This is a genomic window from Fluctibacter corallii (genome assembly GCF_025751585.1).
GTDB classification, from domain to species: domain Bacteria; phylum Pseudomonadota; class Gammaproteobacteria; order Enterobacterales; family Alteromonadaceae; genus Fluctibacter_A; species Fluctibacter_A corallii.
Genome location: NZ_JAOWKX010000004.1, coordinates 368817 through 392818 on the forward strand (window position 1 = coordinate 368817; position 24002 = coordinate 392818).

At 44.1% G+C, this 24002-nt stretch carries 18 protein-coding genes; 7 read left to right on the forward strand and 11 right to left on the reverse strand.

Annotation, left to right across the window (positions count from 1 at the left end; all coding sequences use genetic code 11):
- Positions 1 to 62: 62 nt before the first annotated feature.
- Positions 63 to 2780: a hybrid sensor histidine kinase/response regulator gene (locus tag OE749_RS09915; protein WP_263712294.1), complete on the forward strand. Its 2718-nt coding sequence runs from the start codon at positions 63 to 65 to the stop codon at positions 2778 to 2780.
- A 22-nt stretch (positions 2781 to 2802) separates the two neighbouring features.
- On the opposite strand, the gene OE749_RS09920 is transcribed toward OE749_RS09915, so the two are convergent.
- Genes OE749_RS09920 through OE749_RS09940 form a run of 5 tightly spaced genes read right to left on the reverse strand, consistent with a single transcriptional unit; the run spans position 2803 to position 10599 of the window.
- Positions 2803 to 4470 carry a two-component system response regulator gene (locus OE749_RS09920; protein WP_263712295.1) on the reverse strand — a complete coding sequence of 556 codons (1668 nt, stop codon included), beginning with the start codon at positions 4468 to 4470 and terminating at the stop codon, positions 2803 to 2805.
- Complete coding sequence (locus tag OE749_RS09925; RefSeq protein ID WP_263712296.1) at positions 4467 to 5150, reverse strand: chemotaxis protein CheB; 684 nt, start codon at positions 5148 to 5150, stop codon at positions 4467 to 4469. Before OE749_RS09925 ends, OE749_RS09920 begins: the two co-directional genes overlap by 4 nt.
- 58 nt (positions 5151 to 5208) lie before the next feature.
- Positions 5209 to 6039: a CheR family methyltransferase gene (locus OE749_RS09930; RefSeq protein WP_263712297.1), complete on the reverse strand. Its 831-nt coding sequence runs from the start codon at positions 6037 to 6039 to the stop codon at positions 5209 to 5211.
- Between the two features lies 1 nt (position 6040).
- Complete coding sequence (locus tag OE749_RS09935) at positions 6041 to 9577, reverse strand: ATP-binding protein (protein WP_263712298.1); 3537 nt, start codon at positions 9575 to 9577, stop codon at positions 6041 to 6043.
- A complete protein-coding gene (locus OE749_RS09940) occupies positions 9577 to 10599 on the reverse strand; it encodes a hypothetical protein (protein ID WP_263712299.1) in 1023 nt (340 codons plus the stop codon). Before OE749_RS09940 ends, OE749_RS09935 begins: the two co-directional genes overlap by 1 nt.
- Before the next feature lie 141 nt (positions 10600 to 10740).
- On the opposite strand from OE749_RS09940, the gene OE749_RS09945 reads away from it, so the two are divergent.
- Positions 10741 to 11205: a BLUF domain-containing protein gene (locus OE749_RS09945; protein ID WP_263712304.1), complete on the forward strand. Its 465-nt coding sequence runs from the start codon at positions 10741 to 10743 to the stop codon at positions 11203 to 11205.
- On the opposite strand, the gene OE749_RS09950 is transcribed toward OE749_RS09945, so the two are convergent.
- Together OE749_RS09950 and OE749_RS09955 are read right to left on the reverse strand one after the other, a co-directional pair.
- Entirely contained in the window at positions 11194 to 12324 is a 1131-nt protein-coding gene (locus OE749_RS09950; protein ID WP_263712305.1) for a patatin-like phospholipase family protein, read from the reverse strand. The genes OE749_RS09945 and OE749_RS09950 overlap by 12 nt on opposite strands.
- 42 nt (positions 12325 to 12366) lie before the next feature.
- Complete coding sequence (locus OE749_RS09955) at positions 12367 to 13206, reverse strand: MBL fold metallo-hydrolase (protein WP_263712307.1); 840 nt, start codon at positions 13204 to 13206, stop codon at positions 12367 to 12369.
- 230 nt (positions 13207 to 13436) lie between these two features.
- On the opposite strand from OE749_RS09955, the gene OE749_RS09960 reads away from it, so the two are divergent.
- Positions 13437 to 14243: a hypothetical protein gene (locus tag OE749_RS09960; protein ID WP_263712308.1), complete on the forward strand. Its 807-nt coding sequence runs from the start codon at positions 13437 to 13439 to the stop codon at positions 14241 to 14243.
- Positions 14244 to 14467: 224 nt separating this feature from the next.
- Here OE749_RS09960 and OE749_RS09965 read toward each other — a convergent pair whose 3' ends face one another.
- Both OE749_RS09965 and tsaA read right to left on the reverse strand, forming a co-directional pair.
- Positions 14468 to 16180 (reverse strand): proline--tRNA ligase, encoded by a 1713-nt coding sequence (locus OE749_RS09965; protein WP_263712309.1) that lies wholly within the window; start codon positions 16178 to 16180, stop codon positions 14468 to 14470.
- Positions 16181 to 16277: 97 nt separating this feature from the next.
- Positions 16278 to 16994, reverse strand: a complete 717-nt coding sequence (gene tsaA, locus OE749_RS09970) for a tRNA (N6-threonylcarbamoyladenosine(37)-N6)-methyltransferase TrmO (RefSeq protein WP_263712310.1) — start codon at positions 16992 to 16994, stop codon at positions 16278 to 16280.
- A 389-nt stretch (positions 16995 to 17383) separates the two neighbouring features.
- Here tsaA and OE749_RS09975 point away from each other — a divergent pair, with 389 nt between their 5' ends.
- The 4 genes from OE749_RS09975 to OE749_RS09990 are packed head-to-tail and all read left to right on the forward strand — an operon-like array spanning position 17384 to position 21989.
- Positions 17384 to 18310, forward strand: a complete 927-nt coding sequence (locus OE749_RS09975; protein ID WP_263712311.1) for an ABC transporter ATP-binding protein — start codon at positions 17384 to 17386, stop codon at positions 18308 to 18310.
- The gene (locus OE749_RS09980; protein WP_263712312.1) at positions 18307 to 19035 is read left to right on the forward strand and encodes an ABC transporter permease subunit; all 729 of its coding nucleotides are present in this window, start codon (positions 18307 to 18309) and stop codon (positions 19033 to 19035) included. The genes OE749_RS09975 and OE749_RS09980 overlap by 4 nt, the downstream gene beginning before the upstream one ends.
- 3 nt (positions 19036 to 19038) lie before the next feature.
- Complete coding sequence (locus OE749_RS09985) at positions 19039 to 20889, forward strand: GldG family protein (RefSeq protein WP_263712313.1); 1851 nt, start codon at positions 19039 to 19041, stop codon at positions 20887 to 20889.
- A gap of 14 nt (positions 20890 to 20903) precedes the next feature.
- Positions 20904 to 21989, forward strand: coding sequence for a DUF4340 domain-containing protein (locus OE749_RS09990; protein ID WP_263712314.1), 1086 nt, complete (start codon positions 20904 to 20906; stop codon positions 21987 to 21989).
- A 350-nt stretch (positions 21990 to 22339) separates the two neighbouring features.
- Here OE749_RS09990 and OE749_RS09995 read toward each other — a convergent pair whose 3' ends face one another.
- On the reverse strand, positions 22340 to 22903 hold the full coding sequence (locus tag OE749_RS09995) for a DUF1415 domain-containing protein (RefSeq protein WP_263712315.1): 564 nt from the start codon (positions 22901 to 22903) through the stop codon (positions 22340 to 22342).
- Positions 22900 to 23757 carry a bifunctional methylenetetrahydrofolate dehydrogenase/methenyltetrahydrofolate cyclohydrolase FolD gene (folD, locus tag OE749_RS10000; protein WP_263712316.1) on the reverse strand — a complete coding sequence of 286 codons (858 nt, stop codon included), beginning with the start codon at positions 23755 to 23757 and terminating at the stop codon, positions 22900 to 22902. Before folD ends, OE749_RS09995 begins: the two co-directional genes overlap by 4 nt.
- Positions 23758 to 24002 lie beyond the last annotated feature (245 nt).

Sequence of the window (24002 nt, forward strand, 5' to 3'; positions counted from 1 at the left end):
CACTGAATATTAAGTGAAGAACACGATAAATATTCCCCCCTAACAAGGCAGGGCGCCGAAAGATGCAAAAGATTTTGCTCGTTGATGATAAACCAGCCAACCTCGTGGTGTTAGAGCGAATATTGGCTGACACTGAAGTGGAAAAATTGCAGGCTTTAAGTGGCAACGAAACGTTAAAGGTTTTATGGAAACACCCTGATGTTACTTTGATATTACTTGATTTGAATATGCCTGATATGTCGGGGTTGGAGGTCGCACAAATACTGCGTGAAATGGAACAGTTTTGTCATATTCCTATTATTTTTGTCACTGCTGCTGACCCGAGCAGTGATATTCTGAGTCAGGCTTATGGATTGGGAGCCGTAGATTTTATTCTGAAACCGATTGACGATAGCGTCTTGTTGGCCAAGGTCAATGTGTTTTTATCGCTAGAGGAGAAGAAACACGCTTTAGAGCGTGCGGTAATAGAGGCAAATTATTGGCGTGACTTTAACCATCAAGTGCTCGATTTAGCGCCAAGTTTACTGTATTTGTCTGCCGATTTTTCCTCTTTTGAACCTCTAAATATACGCGCTAAAAACGCAGATCTTAGCGACGCATTTAATGAGTTTATTCACACCCATTTTCATCATAATAATAAAACACTTGCCGATGCCACAGAGTCTCGCATGAATACCCACTGGCGAGTTGAACATGGGGGCAAAGAAGAAACCTATGTAGTAACCATTTCACCTTTTTACTTTGGTGATAAAAAACAGCTTCTCGCGGCGCTGGAAAATGTCAGTGAACAGGAAAATGCGCGCCGTGCGGCAGAGGAAGCTGATCGTGCGAAATCTAATTTTCTCGCCAATATGAGCCATGAAATCCGTACTCCGCTGAATGGTATTTTAGGGATGGCGAGCCTATTGGCTAGAGAAGAGTTGAATACGTCGCAGCGGGAATATGCCAATACGATTTTAAGTTGTGGCGAACATTTGCTCACCGTCATCAATGATATCTTAGACTTTTCTAAGATTGAAGCGGGTCGCATGGAGATTGATCGCATCTCGTTTGACTTACCAAGTATGGTTGAAGCGTGCATTATGACGTTTTCTACCAAAGCCCTCGAAAAGCGCATTGAACTGGCCTATGAAATTGAACCTAGAGCCCGAATCAGTTGCTCGGGGGACAAAACGCGGTTGCAGCAGGTACTCACGAATTTGGTCAGCAATGCGGTGAAGTTTACCCACAAAGGATATGTAAAACTGACGGTTACGGTAGAGGAAGAAACCCAAGATGGCTGTTTGTTAACGTTTTCTATTCAGGACTCGGGCATTGGTATTGCCACCGAGAAAATACCACAGCTATTTGAGGCCTTCACACAAGCTGAAATGTCTACTACGCGCAAATATGGTGGTACAGGGTTGGGGTTAACTATCTCACGTAAATTAGTAGACATGATGGGAGGGCAATTATTCGTCGAAAGTGACGTGGACAAAGGCAGCCGTTTTTATTTTACGCTACCGGTTGCCGATATTGGCCCGTCGTTAATTGAACCGGCTGCAGAAGTGTCGCCGAAAATTGAGGGCATACGGGCACTGATTGTGGACGACATGCCTGTGAACTTAGAAATTTTAGAAAAGAACCTGGCGTTGTGGGGGTTAAATGTCACCTCTATGAGTGAACCTGTGGTGTTAGAAGATGTGCTTTCGGCGGCGAAAAATGCAGATCTGATTATTTTAGATTACCAAATGCCGAGTATTAATGGCGCTGATCTCGCCCAGCAAATTCGTAGTCAGTTAGAAATGACACCGCCGATTATTCTGTTTTCTTCAGTGCTGCATATTCCCGAAGAAGAACGAAAGTTATTTACGCAAATTACCTATAAACCTTTCCGGCTGTCTGTATTTTTTGACGTATTGATGCGGGCATTGTTTGACAAGCATCACCGATTTACGTCTCAGCAAAAACCTATCACGGTAAAACGTGCGACGGGGAATACATACCCACTGAATCTTTTGATTGCTGAAGATAACGAAGTGAATCAACGATTAATGCAGCATTACCTGCGCGATATGGGGTACAAACCTGCATTGGCTGAGAATGGCCAGCAGGTGCTTGATTACTTGCGCGACCACAGCGTAGATGTGGTGTTAATGGATATGCTTATGCCAGTTATGGATGGCATACAGGCCACCAAAGAAATTCGCCAATTGTATGGCGATTCTGCGCCAGAGGTGATAGCGGTCACCGCAAATGCCACTAAAGAAGATAAAGCGTTATGTAAACAGGTGGGCATGTCAGATTTTTTAGCTAAACCTGTCAGTGATGTGCATTTAGCGGAGGCGTTAGAGCGCGCATATGCACGTATTAACAATAAGCGCACCGCAAAGGGCGAGTCGCCACCTCGTAATCAGAATCAGTTACCACAACACGCCGTATCTAAGGCTGCCCCATTGAATTTTCTCTCTGAAATTGATGTGCTGGATACTCAGCGCTTTGCGTCTTTTCCTACGGCCTTGCAACAACAATTGGTATCAAGTTTTGAAAATGAGTGGCAAGCTGGGCAAGAGCGAATATTACACTGCTTTGAGCAAGACGACTTTGGTCAACTTGAAAAATCCGCCCATAAATTAAAAGGCGCGTGTTACAACATTGGGTGCTTGCAGTTAGGCAAAATATGTGAGCATTTTCAAGAATGTGGCGAAAATCAGTTATCACCTGAAGAGAGTCTAATTGCTTTGTTTTCACAGGCTGGCAATGAGGCGCTTACCACCTTGAAAGTGTCGGTGAATTTATAAGTGTTGCTGTGTTAAGATGTGGTTAAATATGTTTGTGCTGTGATATTGCTTTCGTAAAATCGTCAACGTTGAGATCTAAATCCCATAAATGGCCTTGAAAATGTTGAATCGTTTTTTGTTTAAGGCCATGAAATTGTGATTCTGTTTCTATACCTACGGCGATTAGTCGCGCGTTTATAGCCTGTGATAGTTTACAACACGCGTCAATAATATCTGAATATATCGTGTTGTGTTCGAACGAGGTAATCAGTACGCGAGACAGTTTGATGTATTCTGGCCTAAGTGTGAGCAGCATGGCCACGGGAATAGAGGTTTCACCAATATCTTGGATGCATAGGCCTATACCAGCATCATGCAACGTGGCAAGATGTTTGATTAAGAGGGGCATATCGCGCGCGCGCTCCCAGTCTGATACATCGATAGTCAAATGCAGATTTTTGCTTTCCAGTTGTTTACTTAAATCAATCAACTGTTGATTCAACTCGTAATTAATTAATTCACGGCTGCTTTGATTTAAAAACAGTTGAATACCTGATAAATTGGCGCTGTTAGACGACGTGCAGACTTCACCTAAGAGCTTGTCTTTCAAGGTTTTTTCGAACGTGCGGCTTAAACCAAGTTGTCTTATATGTTCTATTGTTCCACGAATGCCACCGTATTCGTTGGCGTTTTCTAGCCTGCAAAAAATTTCGCCGCCAATGATCTGATCTCGTTGTCTGTCATATATAGGTTGATATCCGAGCTTTATGTGCCCCGTTACTCTTTCATGATTGCTGGCTCTATGATCCTGACTATTGCACAGCTTCACGCTACCTTTATGATTAGCTTTAACATCGTACAGCGCAACGTCGGCGGCTTTACTCAGTAAAGAGGGGGTTTCGCCATGATCTGGATAAAGCGCCGCGCCTGTACTGGCGGTAATGCGCAACTCTTTTCCTTCATAATGAAATGTACCGTTACATTGCTCAGAAATTTTTTTCGCGATATTTTTGACTTCATCGTCATTGTGAATGTTAGTGAGTAAGCAAACAAACTCGTCGCCGCCAATGCGAGCTGCATAGTCGGAGGTACGTATCGAGTTACTCAATCGTTTGGCGAATTCTATAAGCAGCGCATCGCCCACGTCATGTCCATATTTGTCGTTAATGCCTTTAAAGTCATCTAAGTCAAACGCCAATAAGCCTAATTTTGATTTTTGCCGTGAGGCAAGCGACATGTTTTGCTTAATAGTGTCTTGAAAAGAAAGGCGATTGGGAAGTCCTGTGAGAATATCGACCGTGGCAAGCCGGCGCATTTCCTCTCGCTGTTTAACTAGAGTAATCAGCACTTTTAATTTAGCCACGAGCTGAACTTCGTGAATGGGTTTTTCAATAAAGTCCATCGCACCCACTTGATAACAGGTTTGTTCAAGGCCGTGAACATTGTTTCCGTGTGCGGTAACAAATAGAATTGGCGGTGGTTCGCTGTACTGCTGGTGGATCAGTTTTGCCATTTCAACGCCATTCATACCAGGCATCGAATAGTCTAAAATCACAATGTCGACTTGGCTGTGCAACAAGTGTTTTAACCCTGCTTGCGCGCCCTCTGCTAATATCGTATTTACCTTAAGTGGCGCTAGCATTTGCTCTAATGCGAACAGATTTGAGCGAAGATCATCGACTACAAGAAGGGTAATCGGGTCTTCATTCATTGGTGCCCACCAACAAGTGTGTTGCTTGGCTTGATATCAGATGCTGACGCGTGAACGCTATTTGATAGTTTCGATTTGCTGGTGTGGTGTAAATGCTCCGTAGAGCGCTTATCACATGCCAGTAACTTTACCAGCCATTGAGAATCAACCTCATCTGGCAGTACCTCCGCGTTCGGCACAGTATGTAAGGCAGAGGTTGGCATTGCGCTATGGGGCGTGTTATTTGGGCTGGCAATACAGCAGTGGGCACCTGCATCAAAGAGTTTTTTCAATCCTGTGCTACCATCGGAATTGGCGCCAGAAAGAACAATGGCAAGGGTAGATTTAGCCTCAGAGCCGCAGCAGGATTCAAATAATAAGTCGATAGAGGGCTTAGCATAATGAAAGGGTTCGTCATCATAAAGCCTGAAGCGCTGCCCGTCATTATCTAACAGCACATGGTAACGTCCGTCAGCGATATAAAGGGTGTCACTCTCTATCCAGTCGTGGTTTTGCACGAGTTTGCACTTTATATGCACCAAGCTTTGGAATGCATTGCACAAATTTTTCGCATCATAGTTTTCACTCAGGTGCATGATGAATATGATGGGGGGACAATGATACAAGCTTTCAGCACTTAACAGCTGACTAACTTGCTCAAAGCTGCCAGCGGAACCCCCTATTAATATTCGCTTGTACACACTGAGTCCTTGCGAGAAATATCTTGCACGTAATAAACGTATAGACCAAGTTTAGATATCATGCATGATAATGATAAATATTTATCCCATTGTGTAATCTCTTGAGATTGAACGTGTCTGACCATGGTTCTAAGTTCTCGGCCTCTCCGGTAATGACATACCCACCAGGCACTAAACTAGGGAGGATAAGCTGGTTTATTACCTCTTGTTGTTTTTCCTCAGAAAAATACATCAATGTATTTCGGCAACTTATCACATGTACTGCTCCCAAAGAGGCGTCTCTTGTCATGTCATGGGTGGAAAAGTGACAGGATTGGCGGATGGCTTCGCAAAATGTAAACGTTGATTTTTGCTGAGAGTCGATGAGTGACAATAAGGAGCTATTTGCAGGCAGTGCGAGGGATTTAAATCCTGACTCCAATTCTTCGAGTTTGTTTAATGGATATACGCCTGCCGAGGCAATGTCAATTTGGTTGGCGTTTAAATCGGTACCAATCAAGGCTGCTTCAGCAAGCTGATTACGCAATGCAATCAGCATCGCATACGAATAGACCTCTTCTCCCGATGAGCAGCCAATGCTCCAGAGTCGGAAATTGGCGGTATGGGCAAAATGAGGCAATATTTCAGAATAAAATAGTTGGAAGTACTCTTTATTGCGAAAAAAGTGCGTGTAATGCACGGTAAGCGCTTGCACCAAGTCGTATTCCAGTTTTTTGTCGCCTTTTATCAATGCCAGAAGTAAAGTTTCATGAGAGGCTAAGCCCTGTGTTTCGATAAAACGCTGGATTCGTTTTTGTAGAACAGGCAACGCATATAAAGTAAAGTCATGCTGACATTGGCGCTTAATGACATGCAGTATGAGCTCGCAGAGTAGCTCGTCCTTGTCCATGTTATTTTCCTTGATTGTGTGTGTTTTTTTCTGGTTCGCTTTCGTCGAGAGCATCCTTCTGCTTCGAAGGTGACGTTGCGTGCTTTTGCTCGGGTTCTAACAACGTTTTAATACATGCTAGTAATGCACCGCTGTCTACCGGTTTTTTTAATTGACACATAGGCGCTACGCATTGCTTGGCCATCGCTTCTGGTAATTTATCTGCAAAAAAAATAACGGGCACCTGTTTGAGTTTGTCGTATTCGTTTAAATAATCAATCAAGGTGTGTTCGCTTTCTACAACATCTACTAGTCCTGTGACAATAATATCGATGCGTGTGTCTAACAATTTTTGTTTGGCTAATTCGAAGGTGTCTGTCAAATGGGTTGTCATTCCAGCTTGTTTAAGCAAAATACTCAAATTAAATAAGTTGCGCATATCGTTATCCAGCAACAAGATGCTGTAACTTTGTGTAAACTCGATTTTTTGAGTGGGCGACTCAGGCTGAAGGTTTTCATTTGAGGAAGCGTTATCAGATTGACGAGGCGGGTTTACTTGTGATGCAAGCGACATCGCGTGCTGGTTATCCGATGGTTGTGGGTTTGCGGTGGTATCCAAGCCAAGCAACGCGGTTAACTTTGCTTGTCCTGCCGTATTCCAGCGTAAAACGGTGTTAGTCGTCGCTTCAAGCCAGTATAAAGACGGTGGCATCGAATCTTCAACCAGTGCGATGATAGAACAATGGTTGTCTAAACCCAGTAAAAAGGGTTCGAGATCGTGTTGGTTAAGCTGGGATACGTTATTGGCATCAAGTAATGAAATGATAACGTAACGGAGTTGGCTGCTACTTTCTGGCATCGTGCCATTTTTGCAGCGTAACAACTGAATTCGTTGTTTAATATTGTGGGCACTCAAGTAATCGTATATTTCGACATCATGATCAATCACCAAACAGGTGGGCAAAGGCTCTCGTTCAACTGGGGTTTTTCCATCTAACGGAAGGGTCAATGTGAAGGCACTGCCTACGCTGAATTCAGAAGTGAAATGGAGTTTTCCACATAGATTGTTGGCGATACTTTTTGAGATTGTTAAGCCAAGCCCTGTTCCTTCAAATTGATGTGCAATACTTTCATCACTTTGCCTGAATGCATCAAACAAGATGGCTTGTGATTCCGGCTTAATCCCTAAGCCCGTATCGTTTACGGTGAAATGAATAATCGTATCGTCGCAGGATACACGCAGAGATACCTCGCCTTGCTCGGTAAACTTAAATGCATTAGAAAGCAGGTTACGCAATACCTGACACAGGCGTTTCGCATCGCTCTGGATCATTTTAGGCACGTTGTCATCAATATGGGTATTCCAGCTTAATTGCTTCTTTTGTGCCAAAGGCTGAAACTGTTTTTCTAATTTTTCGATAATAGCTCTCACATCGACATGGTCGATAATAAAATCCATTCTCCCCGCTTCAATTTTGGCCAAATCAAGGAGATCGTTAATTAACAACAATAAGTCTTGCCCGCTTTGTAAGATGACGTTGAGGGAGTCAGTTTGATTTTGCGGAAGTGCTTTAGCGTCGCGTAACAGGGTTTGCGTTAGCACCATGATGCTATTTAGTGGTGTGCGCAATTCGTGCGACACTTTGGATAAAAACAACGACTTCTGTTCATTGGCGTAGCTAAGCTGTTTACTCAGGGCTTGTAACTCTGTGTTAAGTGTTTCTAAATGTTGGTTTTTGTCGTTAATCTCTTTGCTTTGTTCAAGTAGTTGTCGATTACTGATTTTTAGTTCATCGGCCTGCATCTCCAGTTCAGCTTCTGATTGTTGGAGAGCTTGTGTTTGCAGGGTGAGCTCGTTATTCGTTTGATCCAGCTGACTTTTCTGCTCTTGAGTAAAGTTTAGCAGCGCTTGAGTCTGATCCATTTCTAACCGAGACTGAATTAAAATCGCTAGCTTTTCGGTTAGGTAGTGATAATCATCGGTTGAGTCTGTTGATGATGTGTTAACTGTCTCCTGTTGTGGTGTGCTATTAAGCATCTCCAGTACGCCAAAGGTAGATGGACCATGACGAAGGGGAAGAATATGCACTGTTTCAATTGTTCTGGAGCTTGTGGCCGTGTCAATTTTTATCGGTGAATGCTCGGCTTCGAACTGTGTGGCTTTTCCCGTTTCGAATACGTGCTCAGCGATAGGGGAATGGTGTTTTTGTAGCTTGGCCTTATGCTCCTGGGCAAGATTTACGCCCGCAACCAAGCGTAACCCGTGATGCTCGCCTTTGTCAGAGCGCAAAAATATGGCTGCGGCAATACAAGGATAGTGCGCATGAATGATATCCAGTGCAAGTTTGCAAAATGATTGCGTGGATTGGGCTTGATGGAATGCAGTGTTGAGTGCGGTAAATACTTGATGCGCCTTATGTCTGACCTGTTCTTCTTTGATATTTTGCGAAACGATAGTGCGAACTCGCTGCATGGCACTCACGAGCTGTTGAATTTCTGTTATCGATGATTCTTCACTAATATCGGCTGTTAACTCTCCCTTCGCGATTTGATGGCTGTTTTTCGCAATACGTCGGAGGGGCGAGGCAATCGTATTGACAAGCGAAATTCGCCAACGGTTAAGATAAAGTAAACAAGCGATGCCGGTCAGCGCGCAGAGCAAAAAGGTGAGCATGAGGCGTTCGTCAGTTGCTTGTCTAATATTGGCTTGTTTGGTGTTGGTTTGGCTGCGAAGTTGGCGTAGCTCAGAGAGTGCATCATCATGTAATACGCGACTTTGTTTGATTAATTGATCTGCGCCAAAATGATGCTTCTGTGCTTGAATATCCCGCATGGTCATGGCATTGCTGTGAAAGGTTTCAAGCTCTCTGATTAATTGCTCTAGAGACAGCCCTAACGTGCTTTGTTCTTGCTTGGCGTCTTTGAGGATGTCTAATAGGGTGCCATATGTCGCCCAGTAGACTTTCCAATCAACCATCTTGATGTCGTAACTGGCACCCATAAGTAGAGAACTCAATCGTGTTGAATAGCCTCTTAGATCTGCTGCGATGCCAAGCTGCTCTAAGTCATTTATACGCTTGGCATTGTTAACAAGCTGCGTAGTGATAGCAAATAGCCGCGCACTTGCAGGACTAACGGTTTGTAAGTAAAGCTGATTGAGCGGCGTGTGAAGTCGCTTTTGTGAGAGATCGACAATGCGCCAGTGATTCAACTCTTGACGCGAAAGAAGCGTTTTAAGCTGCCTCGTATCCGTGCGACTTTCATGCACCTGCAACGCGTCTGTAAGTTGCCAGATTAATGGCCACAACTGATGAATGCGTTTTTTGTGCTTATCGGCCCGAGTGGAATACCACGCTTCGGTTTCTGCCGTCACTTCTGCTAAGCTAATCTCGAGTTTACTGATGACTGTTTGCGTGTGTCTGGCATGTTCGCTTAGTTGCCTGTAGTCATAAAAATTCCAGCCTAATATGACAACAATGGGAACCATAATCATGATTGAAAGCACTAACACATAGAGCAAAAGTCTGCGCAACGCGCTGTTAAAACTTAGCGCATGCATTAATTGGCCTCCTGCGTATCGGGAAGGTAGGTGACTAGCCGTTGAATCCACGCAAGCTCTTCTTTCATAGCGCGATGATGACTAGGTAGGCTAAATATCTCGGCAATGGTCGGAAGCTCAACGTGGTAATGCTGAATGTTGAGATAAAGCAGGTCTGCATAGACATCGGATAACAGCAACAAATGAAACAGATGTGCGTTGTGTCTTTCTCCGGTAGCCGTTGACGAATCACCTGTTGTAAAGTCGCTGTCTAGGCTTAAAGGCAGCAGTGAGCCTGTATGGGCCTCTGTACTCCCTCGTATTGATGTGATGAGGTCTAGTGCCTCTTTTGGAGGTAAAGCTGGCGTCCAATTCACGATAGAGGATATTTGATTGTCGATGACCATGTTTTGTAATAAGTACAATAATTGCGTGACCCTTAATGAAAAAAAAGCGCGCAATATTCGTGGTTCAATGTCTTTCGCAATCGTTTTGATTGTGGCAACGAGCAACACGTAAAGATCTGAGTGAGTAAAATGCATTTCGTTAGTCATTTTGATTGCAGAAGCTGAGGGAACTGGCTGACGCATGCTATAGCAATAGACTAACGCCACTGATGCTTCAATCCATTTCAAGGTATGTGTGTCATTGATGTCTTTAGGAAATTGGTATCGAGCGGGAGAGCGGATCTTACCCTGTTGCTGCTGCCATAGCTGTAACAGCATGAATAAGTCGTAGGTGAGAATTAAATTGTGTCTTGCTTGTACTTGATTGCGCCTTACTTTCACTAACATCGGAGACGGAGATAAGCCTAAGCTGAGTAACGTATTGTACAAGTGTGATGTGAGCTGATACGTGTGTTGTAAGGTTTCGAATGACGTATCATTGTGATGATGAGGCGTTGATGACAACGTCTTTACCGACAATGGCGCGAAGTCTGAGAAAGTAAACTCGCAATGAGAATTCGCCATTACAGAGGGAAGAATCGACGTGAAAGCGGCAGAAATAAGAAGAACGCGCACGATGTATTTAGGCAGGCTCATGGTGATGTTAGACGTATTGTGCTAAATAAATTTAAAGTGTAGATGCCATTTAAGTATGTTGCTTATCAATGATGGCTATGAATACGATTAATTTGTGTAATGCTGGGTGATAGTTCGGCACCACTAAATGTTGGAGGCTGTGTGAGTAATCCCTTACGACAACTCGTTTACGTTAGCCATGAAACGTCAGACAATGACGAATCATCATTACTTCAATTACTTCAAACTTGCCGTGACCGTAATGCATCTTTACAAATCACGGGATTTTTAATCTATTGTGATGGAAATTTTTTTCAGATCATTGAAGGGCCAGCAGACAATTTACCCGTGGTATGGAATGCCATTCAAAAAGATGCTCGCCATTCTGGAGTAACGTTATTGCTTGAAAGACCCATAGAGCATCGAGCTTTTGCTAGTTGGGAAATGGCCTTTGAGCATTATCAAAGCGAAGTTGCAATCACCGAGCAAGGCTATAACCGATTTTTATCAAGACAAACTGGCGATGATATTAGGTGGTTGTCTTTGCAGCAGCAAGATTCAGATATTGCTAGGATGATTACGCAATTTAAACAAAATTGTTTGGGTTCGATGGACCTAGATATTTAAAAAAGCGCGTATTTCGTCTTGTCTGCGTAATCCATCGCGGTAGCCCAGTTCTATTAAATCGGCACAAAATTCTTTTTCAAACAGTAAGTAGCTTAACAAGGTGGAATCGGCCTTTTGAGTTGCGCCAATTAAACTGAGCAAGGCTCTGATGCCTTTGGGTAGCAAGTGAAAATAGCGCGACGCAAGCGTATTAAACCCTAAACTTGGATTGATGATTAAACATTCAATGGGCTTTAAGCCAATATGTTTGCGCTGCTCTGGCGTCATAATCTTCAGTGTTTGATTAACCCGCTCTAATCGCTCTAAGTCACTGTGTAGTGTGTCGGCAAAAATCGTATCAAGTAAATGCCCCGCAATGCTTGCCGCGGTGGGATAATACATTGCATTAATAAATCGGTTGCTCTGTTCAGGTTGTTCGACACCGATCACTAAAATTTTTTCAGCCCCCAAATGAATCGGCGCACTGAGGGGGGAATGCAAATGTATAGCGCCATCGCCAAGAAATTCGCCGTCAATTTTAACGGTAGGAAACACCAACGGAATCGCAGAGGAAGCCATTAAATGCTCTACATCTAATGTGCATTTTAGGCCACGACGCTGGGCGCGCCGCCACGGTTGTATATCATCACGCGCTTGAAAGTAAGCAATAGAATCATAGCTGGTATAACTCGATGCAAGCACACTTACAGCACGCAGATTTCCCGACATGATATTGTGATCGATACGTTTGAAGTCGAGATAATTTTTAATTAATTGGCGTAGTGGCGCGTTATTCAACAAACTGGTTGGGCGTTTTTGCACATGGTGGCTTCGAAAGCGAGAGGTATAATTACGAAGCATATAACCAAAGACGTCTTTCACGTTGGCTCCGTAAACATGATGGGTACGAAAATGCTTCCAAACCCACTCTAATTTACGAATGCCTAAATGGTAGCATGAAGCATAACATGCAAGTGACGTCGCATTAATTGCACCCGCTGAGTTGCCACATATGATGGGAAACGGAATACTATGATTTCGCGGTAAAAAATGCGTGATCGCTTTAAGTACACCGACTTGGTAGGCTGCGCGGGCACCGCCTCCGGAGAGCATCAGACCGTAATGTTGTCTTTGGATCATATACTGACTCTCTATGTTGAAGCCCAACTGTGCGCCGTAATACTATAGCTTAATTGTCATTCCTTCCGCGGCGGCGAAAACGTCTATCTCAGCATGCGCGATGTCTGTTAACTCTTTACTTTGCGCCTCAATATCTGCGATTTGCGCGTCAGTTCTGTTGTTGTCATGGCTATATAGCGCGAGTCGCTTGGCACGGCTTGCCATAGCCAGCTTTACGGCTTCCTCTGCGACCGAGTGACCCCAGCCTGATTTGGTCGGCATATCTGCCAATAAATATTGCGCATCATGAATGATCAAATCTGCATTTTGAGCAAAATGTACCCAGTCTAAAAAATCGGTTTGTTTTTTATAAGGAGGGTACAATTCGTTGTCTGTAATATAGGCAAGAATTGCGCCGTCTGCTTCAATTTTATAGGCACTGCCATTGCCTGGATGGTTCATTTTTGCGCGTGATACCGTTGCGCTGCCCACCTGCCAACGGTATTCGAGGTCGGTTTGCGAGGCGATGACAATATTGGCTTTAAGATCTTGATAGTGAACTGGAAATTGTGAACCTGACATCTGCGTTAATATTGCATCTGGCTCGAAAGGATCTGTTTCGCCGGGGGTAATATAGATATTGCGTTCGTCCTGATACGCTGGCGCGAAGAAAGGGAATCCTTGAATGTGATCCCAATGGTTATGAGACAATAAAAGATGAATATCGCCTTTTTCATGCTTTAATCGATGTCCTAAATTCACAATGCCTGTACCCGCATCGAGAATGAAATGTGTTCCATCATCAAGCTCAACGTAAGTACATGCGGTATTTCCACCATATTGTATGTATTCTTGCCCTGAAACTGGAACGGAGCCTCTGACACCGTAAAATGTCACTTGCATAGTGTAAATCCCAAAACTGCCCTGTGAGGGAAAATTCTCGCCATACTTAAAGCCTACCATTATTGTTTGGTTTTAGCCTGAAAATTTTGGACACCCACTTTTTAGGGCCCTCACCTTGGATTTCGTTTGTTGAATTTTTACAGCTGGCTCCGCTGGCTAGACATCCACATTACATCACTTTATAGTGCCTGCGGGAAGAAAAGCTTTACCCCATAAATGGACGTTTACTTATGAAAAAAACACTTATCGCAACGGCACTAATTGGTGCCACTCTTTCACTTTCAACCTCAGCGCAAAACTTCGGACAACGTTATTCAGAAGAGCCCCGGGTTTGGATGGTTCAACACACAGAAGACGCGCTTTTAACCTTTATTTCAGAAGACTATCAGAATGTGACACACCCAAGTTGCATGACGCCGTCATACGCAGGTATTTATGCAGTGGAATATGACACACACGGTTTTAACGAAAAAACGGTTATGCAGGCACTAACCCATACTGACACACTCGCAGTGCGATGGGTGCGAACGGGTGAGTGTATTAACGGTTATGAAAAGATTTCTAGCCTGAGTATGTATTCTGCCCCAAGTGAAACGAATGCTGGCGGTGGAACAGTTGGAAATAGCTCAAATGCGCGTTCATTGGGGGTGTATAAATCAGATGGCACGCGTGTTGGAAGCCATTTGAACTTGTCTATGACAAGCTATGCTGAGCTGTATTTTTATGACAACACTGGAAGTATTAAACCAAAGCGAGCTAACAAAGGTATTCGATTTGATCAGGTTTTCTATGATGAGGAAAATTGTGAAGGCACTGCTAGTGTGGCTAGTTCACTCGGAATGATAAATGAACCCGCATTTGGTCTCCGAATAATTAAGGGGGACTCAAGCCAGCCTTTAAGGCACGTTAAGCGTTCAGTGATAAACCAGTGGACTGGAGAATGCTCAAATCGTGTAGAAAGCCAAACGACCTACCCAATAATTCCTGCATCAGATCCCGTTTGCGGTGCCGAAGCGTGTATCGTTAAGGAAGATTAGCGCATTAGTGAGCAGTAGTTATTGAGCTCCCTATTTTGGCGTATCACCGTTGAGTCTGTGCGCGCCCTCTGCACTATCGTGCAGCACTTTGCTAAGAAATGCACAGAAAGGGAGAGCATTTGCGTGAATAAAAAGCAGATTACGCAGCGCTGAAACATAAAAAAACCTCCACCTTTTTAGTCAAGGGGAGGTTTTTATAGAAATTGGTGAGAACTAAAGAATGATTACAAAGCGGTTAAAAACGCGATAGCTTCGTCGATATCTAGCATCTGTTTTTCACCAGTGCGACGGTTTTTGTATTCAATCTTGTTTTCATCTAAGTTACGCTCGCCGATCACGATTGAATGAGGTACGCCTACCAGCTCCATGTCGTTGAACATAACGCCAGGGCGTTCTTTTCGATCGTCAAATAACACGTCGATACCCGCTTGAGATAACTTCTCGTACATGTCTTCCGCTACTTGTTGAATACGATGTGATTTGTGCATATTCATCGGAATAATAGCTAACTTGAACGGTGCGATTGCATCTGGCCACTTAATACCAAATTTATCATGATTCTGTTCAATGGCAGCGGCCACGATTCGAGATACGCCAATACCGTAACAGCCCATGGTAAGCACTTGGTGCTTTCCAGATTCTGTTAGCACGCCACAATTCATTGCTTGTGAGTATTTCTCGCCAAGCTGGAAGATGTGGCCAACCTCAATACCGCGCTTAATTTCAAGTGTACCGTTGCCGTCTGGAGATTGGTCGCCAGCCACTACATTACGTAGGTCGGCAATGTTAATCTCACCCACATCGCGCTGCCAGTTTGCGCCAATGTAGTGGAAGCCTGTTTCATTCGCACCGCACACGAAGTTAGTCATTGCGGCAGCAGAACGGTCAACAAACAGCGGAACGTTCAGCGAAATAGGACCCAGTGAACCAGTTTGTGCTTTTACTGCGGCTTCAATTTGCTCGTCACTTGCCATTGTCAACGGTGAAAATACACCGTCAAGTTTTTCGGCTTTAATATCATTAAGCTGGTGATCGCCACGCAATACCAATGCAACAATGCCCTGAGAGCCATCTTCTTGCACGTCACCTAGTACAAACAACGTTTTAACGGTTTGTGCAGGCATCACGTTTAATTGCTGACTCACTTGTTCGATGGTTTTAGCATCGGGTGTTGCGACTTTTTCTAACGTTTTTTCTTCTGTATCGACAGGAGGCACGGCCATTGCTTCGGCCATTTCAACGTTGGCTGCGTAGTCTGAGCCTGAGCTAAATGCGATGTCGTCTTCGCCTGAGTCTGCCAGCACGTGGAATTCATGAGACAGGCTACCACCAATAGACCCTGTGTCGGCTAACACGGGACGGTACTCTAGTCCGAGTCTGTCAAAGATGTTGCAATACGCCGTAAACATCTTCTCGTAAGTGTCGTTCAAGCTGTCTTGAGTAAGGTGGAATGAGTAGGCGTCTTTCATCGTAAATTCGCGGCCACGCATAATACCGAAGCGAGGGCGAACTTCATCACGGAATTTAGTCTGAATCTGATAAAGGTTAATTGGTAGCTGTTTATAGCTACTAATCTCATTGCGAACAAGCGCTGTGATGACTTCTTCGTGAGTAGGGCCCAGTACGAAGTCACGTGAATGTCTGTCTTTAATGCGAAGTAGCTCAGGGCCATATTCTTCCCAACGACCTGATTCTTCCCACAAATCGGCAGGTTGAACAACAGGCATAAGCACTTCGATAGCGCCCGCTTTGTTCATCTCTTCTCGAACAATATTTGCTACGTTATTTAGTACACGAAGCCCGCTGGGCAACCAAGTGTATAACCCTGAAGCCAGTTTGCGGATCATGCCCGCTCGTAACATCAGCTGATGACTGATTACTTCGGCGTCTGCCGGCGTTTCTTTTTGTGTCGCTAACAAATATTGACTGGTACGCATTAGCCTACGACATCCCTCGTTGATTTTAAAAAGAGCGCTATTCTATCAGCAGGGACATAAGGGCTAAAGAGCTAAATCTTACTTTCAAGCCCAATTCTTACGCTTTTTCGATAGCAAAAACCATATTTTTACTTTCTAAGACACGCCAACGTACATTGTGATTGAATAATTTCACGCCGTATTCGCGAATGTCTCCCTCGGTTTTGCTTTGCCTTTTGTGATAAGCCGGACGCGGATCTTGGTTTAGCACGCCTATCACGACCGAGCGAAATTCGGGATGATGTCGCTCTATATCGGCAATCTGATGTTCAACCGCGGGATCAAATTCTGTTGAAAGTGCGCTGGTAGGCGCGGTAGATGCAAATCCGCCCGAGGCCTCATGTACACTATCTGAGTAAGGCACATAAGGTTTGATGTCTAATATGGGTGTACCGCTGACCAGATCCATACCACTGACAATCAAGTTTACTTTGCCCTTACGCTGAATAACGTCTTCGAATTTCACTACAGACATGCCTATGGCGTTAGGGCGAAATGTGCTGCGAGTCGCCCACACGCCGAGTTTATGATTGCCGCCTAAACGAGGTGGCCGTACTAGAGGCTGCCAGCCATTTTCGGCAGTGTGATGAAATTGGAATATTAGCCATAAGTGAGAAAACTGCTCAATGCCTCTTAACCCATTTATATCATTGTAGGGAGGGTGAAACTCAATTACGCCTTTTGCTTCACGCACTAAACCAGGTTGTCTGGGAACAGCAAATTTTTCATCATACGGGGTAGATATCGTGGCGATAGCCTCAACGGAAACTTGCATTTAATTAATCACTTATACACATTTAGCAACATTTTTACTGGGTTTTGACATCTTTTCAAAATATTTATGTACTAGAATCCACATATCGAATTCGTTTCTCTTGCTACGTGTTCGATAAATCCCAACCAACTCTTTTAAGGCTTACTTTCTGGTAAGCCTTTTTTTATGCCACTTCAACAGGTTACACTTAGCCAGTGTTTTTGTTGAAAGCGAACGGTATAGCAATGAATGCTCCAATGCTTTTTAATACCGTTTTTGTGTTGATAGTAAATAAATACTGCTAACAATATTCTCTCGGCTTTTTGGGCCTCCGACCAGCTTGAAAAAAATCTTGAAGACATTATATCTGGCGGGTAAACGAATAACTCCTAGATCGTAACAGGGTACGTATGATCAGTGTAAAAAATGTTATTAAAAAATTTGGCGATTTTATCGCTGTAGACGGGTTAAGTTTTGATATTAAGCCCGGTGATGTGGTGGGGTTTTTAGGACCTAATGGTGCCGGGAAGTCCACGACGATGAAAATTCTGACAGGATTTATCGAGCCAACTGAAGGCGAGGTCAGAGTGGGTAACATGGCGATGGATCAGTCGCGTAAAGACATCCAAACTAAAATCGGATATTTACCCGAGGGAGCGCCCGCCTACGGTGATATGACACCCGCACAGTTTCTTCATTTTATTGCAGAAGTGCGGGGCTTAAAAGGTGATGCTAAACATGCACGTATTAAAGAAGTCGTGCAGCAAGTTGAGCTACAAGATGTACTAGATAAGCCCATCGACAATCTCTCGAAAGGCTTTAAGCGCAGAGTTGGGCTGGCTCAAGCAATACTGCATGATCCTGAGATTTTAATTCTGGATGAACCGACCGATGGCCTTGATCCCAACCAGAAACATCAGGTTAGGCAGTTAATTCAGAACTTATCTAAAGATAAAATCGTTATTATTTCCACACATATCCTTGAAGAAGTGACGGCTGTTTGCAACCGAGTCATGATCATTGCTGATGGTCATTTGCGTTTTGACAGCACGCCGCAAGCGTTACTACAACGTTCACGCTTTTATCAAGCGGTATCGTTACATCTGAGCTATTCCGCAGATATTTCGGGTTTGGCAGAACTACCCGGCGTCGAGGATATGGAGGTCGACATGCACTCTGGCAAGGTCACGTTATTCCCTGAAGAAGGTAAAGAAATAGTGCATCTGGTTAATGAACATGTGCAGCAGCGTAAACTGCCTGTTGATATGTTGTTTGTTGAACAGGGGCGGTTAGATGAAGTGTTCAGAGCATTAACGTTGGGGGCGACAGCAAGATGATCGGTATCGTTTTTAAACGCGAGTTTGCAAGCTTTTTTGCCACGCCTGTGGCTTACGTGTTTATCACCATTTTTCTCATTTTAAGCGGTATTTTTACATTTTTTATCGGTGGCCTCTATGAGCGAGGACAAGCTGATTTACTTCCGTTTTTTAATTTCCATCCTTGGCTATATTTGTTCCTCGTACCCGCTATCGCAATGCGAAGTTGGTCGGAAGAGCGTAAAAATGGCAGCATTGAACTATTGATGACGTTACCGATCACCTCATTTGAGGCGATGATGGGTAAGTTTTTTGCGGCATGGGCGGTGTTGGCCTTATCGCTCATGCTGACGTTTCCGCTGTGGCTAACCGTTAATTATCTTGGAAATCCAGATAACGGCATTATTCTCGCCGCTTATGTTGGCAGTTGGTTGATGTCAGGTGCATTTCTAGCCATAGGAATGTGTATGTCTGCGTTAACTAAGAATCAGGTGATTGCCTTTATCCTCGCTATTGTCGTGTGCTTTTTGTTTGTCGTGAGCGGCAGCAACATTGTGCTGGATGCATTTAAAGGATGGGCCCCTTCAGTTGTACTAGATACCATTGCGTCCTTTAGCTTTCTCACGCATTTTGAGTCGATGTCTAAAGGGGTGATTGCGCTCAATAATGTCGTTTATTTTCTCATTGTCGCATCATTATGGTTGTATGGCGGATTGTTAATTATCGAGCAAAAGAAGGCGGACTAAAAAATGAAAAATACATTTACGTCTTGGTTAATTGTTGTGTTTGTCACATTGTTATTTTTTGCGTTGGTGCTTCTTAATAATACGTTTTTAAATAGCGTGAGGCTGGATTTAACTGAAAATAAGGTGTTTACGTTGTCTCAAGGCAGCAAGCAAATTATTAGTGAATTAGATGAGCCAGTGCATTTGCATTTCTTTTATTCGGACAAAGCCTCCAAAGGGATGACCCAACTCAGAAACTATGCCACTCGTGTTGAGAGCTTGCTGCAAGAGTATGCGACACAATCAGAAGGAATGATTAAGTTAAACATTATCGATCCAGAGCCATTTTCAGAACAAGAGGACCAAGCCAATCAATATGGGTTAACAGCAGCGACTATTGGCACGGCGGGCGAGGCCATATATCTTGGGCTTGCGGCAACAAATTCAGTAGATGATCAGCAAATCATTGCGTTTTTTGATCCATCGCAAGAGCGCTTTTTAGAGTATGAAGTGAGTAAACTTCTTTACCAACTTAGCGATCCTGAACCTGTACATGTCACTGTGCTTTCAGACTTACCGGTGGCGGGTGGTCCTAACCCTATGACTGGCCAATTCTCGCCGCCATGGGCGTTCTATTCCCAGTTAGAACAGCTTTACACTGTAGAGCAAATTACGGGGGAGGATGCTGGTATTCCTGACAATACCGATGTGCTGCTCCTGATTCACCCTAAAGCACTATCTGAAGCAATGCTATATGCGATTGACCAGTATGTGCTTAACGGCGGAAAGCTAGTTGCCTTTGTTGATCCGCATAGCGAGTCTGATCCTATGGCAATGATGGGCCAGATGGGCGTAAATAGCTCGACGCTAGAGAGATTATTCAAAGCGTGGGGCATTGAGTTTACTCAAGATAAGGTGCTGTTAGATGCGCTAGTAGGTCTTGATATTCGCACACCAGAAGGTGGCGTAGCTCGTCATTATGGCTTTCTTGGTTTAACCGAACAGCAGCTTGATAGAGAAGATGTCACCACATCTGCGCTTGAGATTATAAATGGTGCATCGTTTGGCGTGTTTAATCATTCACAGCCGTCGCGTTTAACATGGCAGCCTCTGCTCATCAGCAGCCAAAATAGCGATCTGATAGACGCACAAATGTATGCATCAATGCAAGATCCTGATGCGATAGCCAGAGAATACACCGCCACCAACGAAACGCATACACTGGCCGTGAGAGTGAGCGGTAGTGCTGATTCTGCATTTTCAACGACGCCAGAAGATGTTCAGTACCCCAAAGCACATACGCCGTCATCCCAGCAAGTTAATGTGGTGTTGGTAGGCGACACCGACATGTTGTTAGACCGTTTTTGGGTGCAACAGGCTAACTTTTTTGGACAAACCATTCTTACGCCGTTTGCCAACAATGGAGATTTTGTAACGAATCTTGTTGAAAACCTAGGCGGTAGCAATGCCCTAATCAGTATTCGAAGTCGAGGTGCGTTTGCTCGTCCGTTTGAGAAAGTGGATGCGCTTACTGTAAAAGCGGAAGAAAAGTTCCGAGAACAAGAGCAAATTCTGCAAATGCAATTGGAAGAAACTGAAATGCAACTGGCTGAACTGCAAGATGGTTATGGTGAAGGCGGATCCTTAGTGCTGTCGGCAGAACAACAGCAAGCAGTAGATGCATTTGTCGATAAGAAAATTGAAATTCGAAAGGCATTGCGCGACGTTCGACATCAACTTGATAAAGATATTGAATCTTTAGGTAATTGGTTGAAATTTATCAATATCGCTGTCGCGCCGCTTATTCTTATGTTGCTATTGATGATGGTTGCGCGGTTGTTTAAGTTTCGTTCTACGCGATATCAACAAGGGTAAACAGGGACGTCCGGATGAAAAATCAATTATTACCTTTATTTCTAATCATGGTGCTTGCTGTGAGTGCTGCTAGTTGGGTGTTGTATCATCAGCACGAGCCTGAAGCACGAACGGAGCAAGTATTGTTTCCTGAATTGCGCACTCAGGCGAGTAGTATTACGCAAATCAAGCTCCAAAATAACACGGGAGTATTATTACATGCACAGCGAAGAGGCGATAGCTGGTACAGCTTATCTTCAGCGGATGCTATGTTTCCTGTGAATAACAATAACCTCTCAAATCTTCTTGTGCAGTTGCGAGATGCAAGATTACTTGAGGCGAAAACGGCTAATCCAGCTCGTTACGCTAAATTAGGCGTAGACTCGCTCAGAGAAATTACAGAAACACCGTCAAAAGAAGACGACCTAAAAGGCACCGACATTGATGCAATGGGAACATTAATCACGTTGAGCGGCGCAAAAACGTTTCAGGTGATATTAGGCAATACTGCAACGTCTGGGTTGGGCAATTATGCTCGTGTTCCTAATAACGAACAAGCATGGCTGTTAGATCAGGTTATTGAACTGCCCGAGAATTCAGTAGATTGGCTTGTGCAGCCCCTACTTGATATTCAAGAGGAGGAAATCACTCGTGTTAGTCGTATTGATGAATCTGGTTGGCAGATCCAGCGTAATGAAGAGACTGGGGAGTTAGTTCTCCAGCCACACGAAAATGGTCATTCGTTGCGCTATGACGGTGTCTTAGACGCGATGTTGTCGAATATAACCAGTTTGCGCTTTGACGCCATTGCCGCTCGCGAAGAGATTAGCGACATCAATTCAGTAATGAGTCAGTTGCTCATTCAGTCACAAAGAGGGGATGTTGAGTTACGAGTGTTTGAGTCAGAAGATAGCGCTTGGCTTACCTTCGATACCTTAAACGAAAACTGGCAACATTTGACACAACATAGATTTGGTATAACGGAATTTACGGCTCGTCAGCTTAGTAAATCAATGGAAGACTTTTTGCCAGAGGCTGGTGACATTAAAACTGACGTCGATGCCGATGTTTTAGAAATAGATGAGGGTAATGAACCTTCAGGAGTTGAAACCTTAGATTAATTTGATAGGCAAGTGGGCTGTCAGGAAAGTGTGTAAGTAGGTGTTTTCTTCAATGAGGCTTTTTGGACACCCACTCAGTAGACCGAGCTCGTTCTTGATTTTACTTTTCGAGTATGGGCTGACATAACGAGGTTGTTTCCGTTCGACCGCCTACGCCTGCTAAAGATGCTTGATTTGAGGGCGGGTTGTGTACTCGCCCTATGACCGCCCGCTCAGCACTTCACTAGCAGAATGCTGAATTCTTCGCTCCGAGCAACACGGCGAAAATAGGATTTATCTTAGAAAATGCTTTCTGAGCAGCCACTTTTCCGCAGATGTGTTGTGAGTTTTTAGGTATTGTTCTCAATGCGTTATTTTTGAGGAGCGGCCATACAGGATGCGAGAAGCATTTTCATAGCATGCTCACCTTTTTGTTCTAAGGTACGCATATTCCTGATTGGGATATTTTCAGGATCAGGATATTGCTTCAAAACGCGTTCAATGCTCGCTTCTCTGATAATATGTAATGTTGGGTAAGGTGACTTGTTGGTATAGTTATCAAGGTCACTTGGATGCGCATCTGCAAAACAATAATTAGGATGAAATGTCGCAATTTGATAAATACCGCGATATCCGCCGTTGTCAACAATAGCTTGAGCATAGTCTACTAGCTCGAGATAGTCGTCGAATTCGTCGAAGCCACTAGGCAACATGATTAGTGTGGTTTCGATTGTGTCATTACTGTCTAGCAATATGAGTTCTTCAAGCACGGTTTGAAGTACATCATTAGAAGACGATGTTGTTTCAACGGTGTAACGGATGCTGTTTCTTACTACTTCGCGTTTGGCAAACGGACATAAATTAAGGTCAACTACTACATCACTCACCCAGCGCTGTGTCTGGGTGATAATGGTCTGCTCGTCTACTTCCATCATTCTGAATGGTACTTTACATAAGCTTCGAGTGTGTTTTCAATTAAGCTTGCTACTGTCATTGGGCCGACGCCACCGGGAACAGGCGTTATCCAGCCAGCGCGCTTCTCAGCGCTGTCAAACTCTACGTCGCCGACTAAGCTGCCGTCATCCAGTCGATTAATGCCAACATCAATCACTATTGCGCCAGGTTTAATCCACTCACCGGGAATGAACTCAGCTTTGCCCACGGCGACAACCAGCAAATCAGCTCGTTCAATATGGCTTCGTAAATCGCGCGTAAATTTATGACAGACCGTAACGGTGCAACCCGCTAAGAGTAACTCCATCGACATTGGACGCCCAACAATATTAGAGGCACCTACAATGACCGCATTCATGCCTTTGATGGGACGTTTTGTTGACTCGATGAGCGTCATGATGCCTTTAGGTGTGCAAGGACGAAGGGCGGGGATACGCTGAGCCAATCTGCCGATATTGTATGGGTGAAAACCATCGACATCTTTACTCGGCTTGATTCTCTCTAACACTTCTTCTGCATTCAAGCCGGCGGGAAGGGGCAATTGAACAAGAATGCCGTCAACGGTTTTGTCGTTATTTAGCTTATCAACTAACGCAAGTAACGCTTCTTGTGTGGTATCTGCGTCTAAATCGTGTGATTGCGACACAAAACCGACTTCCTCACACGCTTTACGTTTATTTGCGACATAAACATGAGAGGCGGGATCGGTTCCGACAATAATAACGGCCAATCCTGGTGCGCGTTTTCCGGAAGAAACAATCGCTTCTACGTGAGAGGCGACATTTTGACGAACGTGTTTTGCAATTAATTTTCCATCAATGCGTTGTGCTGGCATAACTTCGATTTTTGTGTGTGGAAAAATGGGTGTCGTATTGTCACATAACGCTCAGGTTTCAAGCAACCTGTTCTGGTGTTAACCATTGATTTTTATTGCGCTATGACTTCGCTTGGAATATCTGGGGGCTTAAACAAATTAATATGACCATCCGTCAGAATGATAAATTCAAAAGTTGACCATTTGGTTAAAATAATTAAACGAATTCTGGTGGCTTATGCTATCTTTAAGGTCCTTTCGTATAA